This is a genomic window from Bradyrhizobium agreste (assembly GCF_016031625.1).
GTDB classification, from domain to species: Bacteria; Pseudomonadota; Alphaproteobacteria; order Rhizobiales; family Xanthobacteraceae; genus Bradyrhizobium; species Bradyrhizobium agreste.
Genome location: NZ_JACCHP010000053.1, coordinates 1 through 2,788, shown reverse-complemented (window position 1 = coordinate 2,788; position 2,788 = coordinate 1). Strand labels below are relative to the sequence as shown.

At 66.7% G+C, this 2,788-nt stretch carries 1 protein-coding gene; it reads right to left on the bottom strand.

The window, feature by feature from the left end; translation table 11 throughout:
* The coding region (locus tag HZZ13_RS36255) for a non-ribosomal peptide synthetase (RefSeq protein ID WP_311973038.1) at positions 1-2,764 on the bottom strand (2,764 nt) is incomplete at its 3' end.
* Positions 2,765-2,788: the final 24 nt, after the last annotated feature.

The window sequence follows — 2,788 nt, the reverse complement described above, 5'->3', positions numbered from 1 at the left end:
CCACCTGCTCGCGGCCGCTGCTGCGCGCCACCACCTGACCCCAGGCCAGATGGCACAGGCTCGCCAGGCTCACCCCAAGCCGTCGCGCCTGGCTGCGCAGCCGCGCGTTCAGCTGCTGCGGCAGCATCCGCTGCGCCTCGCTGATCCCGCTGCCGTCGCCGCGCACCTCGCGCAAGCCGAACGGCGTGGTCGGCTCGTCGATGTCGGCCAGCCACCCCCGGAAGAACGCTTCATCCGCCTTGGCATCACCGCCGAGATGCGCCTGCGCCACCAGATTGCGGAACGGCTGCGGCGCCATCAGCTCATGCGCCCGCCCCTCCAGCTCGGCCCGGACCTCGGCATGCATCACCTCCAGTGTGGTGTGGTCCCCGATCAGATGATGCTGCAGCTCCAACAGCAGCCAGCGCGCGCTGCCGGGCTCGCGCGCGATCACAAACCGCAACAAGGGCGCTCGGCCAAGATCGATGCGGTGCTGGCGCGGATCAAACCGATCCTTAAGCTGCGCGGCGCCAGGACCAGCAGACCCGTCCAGCTCGACCTCGCTCACCTCAAGTTGCGCCTTCCGCCACACCACCTGGGCCGGGCGCGACAGGCCCTCCCAGACGAACGAGGTGCGCAGAATGTCGTGCCGATCCACCACCCGCTGGACCGCGGCAAGATAGCGGTCCAACACGCCACGGTCGGCAAACGCCATCTGCGACACCAGCAGGTACGGATCGCCCTTTGTCGCCAACAGATGATGGAACAGGATGCCGTCCTGCAGCGGCGACAAGCCATAAATGTCCTGGACGTTGCCGACCCCGCCGGGCACTGTGGCGAGGATCCGGTCGATCTCGCCCTGCGTCAGCTCGATCAGCGGCAGCATCTCTGGCGTGATCACCGTACTCTGTTCGCTGATCAGGTTGGCCGGGACCGCCACCTCCTGATGACTGCCCAGGCTCGCGGCCAGATCGGCCAGCACCGGCCTGGCGAACAGCGTCTGCACGTCGACCCCCAGCGACCGCCGCCGCAGACGCTCGATCAGCTGCACCGCCACCAGCGAGTGCCCGCCGAGCGCAAAGAAGTGGTCGTGGCGTCCGACCCGCTCAACACCGAGCAGCTCGGCCCAGATCTCGGCCAGCGTGGTCTCGATCTCGCCTTGCGGCGCCTCATAGGCGGAATGCGCATACGCCTCATCGTCCGGCGCAGCCAGCGCCTTGCGGTCGAGCTTGCCGTTCAGCGTCAGCGGCAGCGCCGCCAGCCGCACGAACGCTGCCGGCACCATGTAGTCCGGCAGGTGCGCACTTAGGTGGGCGCGCAAGGCGCCGGCAAGCTCGCTTCCATCCAGCCCGTTCGAAGCTGCTTCCGGCGCGCACACCACATAGCCGACAAGACGCTTCTCGCCGCCGGGGCCCTCGTGCGCCACCACCACCGCCTCGCGCACCAACGGGTGCTCGCAAAGCCGCGCCGCGATCTCGCCCGGCTCGATCCGGAAGCCGCGGATCTTCACCTGGTCGTCGTTGCGGCCCAAAAACTCCAGATTGCCGTCCGGCAGATAGCGCGCCAGATCGCCGGTCTTGTACAGCCGGTCGCCGTCCACAAACGGACTGGCGATGAACCGCTCCGCGGTCAGCTCGGGCCGGTTCAGATAGCCCCGCGCCACCCCGGCCCCGCCGACGTAGAGCTCCCCGACCGCGCCAAACGGAACCGGTGCACCATGACCGTCAAGCAGATACACCCGCGTGTTCGCAATCGGACGGCCGATCGTCTCAACGATAGCCTCTCCCCTTCGCATGCAGATCCAGGTCGAGTACGTCGTAGTTTCGGAAGGCGCGTACAGATTACAAATCTTCTGGACCCGACTGCTCGCGAAGATCTTCTCGATCAGTTCCGCCGTCAGCCACTCGCCCGCCAAATTGACGACGCTGGTCGAAGCCGGCACTGCTTTCCTGTCGACCAGAGCGGCGATCGCCGAAGGCACTGTGTTGATCAAGGAGACATCCAAGGACCTCTCGGCCAGCGCCAGCGCATTCTCGACGAGATACAGCGTGCTTCCTTGCGACAGCGGAACGAAGCATTCATAGATGGACAGATCAAAACTGATCGAGGTCGAACACAGCATGCGGCTGATCTCTGACCGCGTGAAGACTCCGCTGCTCCAATGCAGCAGGTTCACCGTGCTCGCATGCTCGATCATGACGCCCTTGGGCGTCCCGGTTGAGCCGGAGGTGTGGATCACATAGGCGAGATGGCGCGAGGTCAGGCCAAGCGCGCGCGGGTCCGGATCCGACGCCGGCAGATTTGCCCATTCCGGCGTCGCCGCCAGATCCACCACCGTCAGATCGAGTAGCGCATCGTCGCCCAGCGCGGATCGGCCGGCCGCATCGGCCAGCAACAGGTGGGGCGCCGCATCCTCCAGCACCTGGTGCAGCCGCGCCGACGGATAGGCCGGATCCAGCGGCAGATAGGCGCCCCCCGCCTTAAGGATCGCCAGCAGCCCGACCACCAGCACCACGCTGCGCGCAACGCAGATCGCCACCGGCTGATCCGGCTTCACCCCGAGCCCGATCAGATGATGCGCCAGCTGGTTGGCGTGCGCATTGAGCTCGCCATAGCTGACGCGCTGGTCCTGATAGACCACCGCCACCGCATCCGGCGCCTTTTGCACCTGCGCCTCAAACAGCTCATGGATGCACTGCTGCTCAGGATACGTCACCGCCGTCCGGTTCAGCTCCTCCAGCAGATACGCGCGCTCGTCGGCTGGCAGGATGTCCAGCTCGCGCACCGGCGTGCTCGGCGCCTGCTCCAG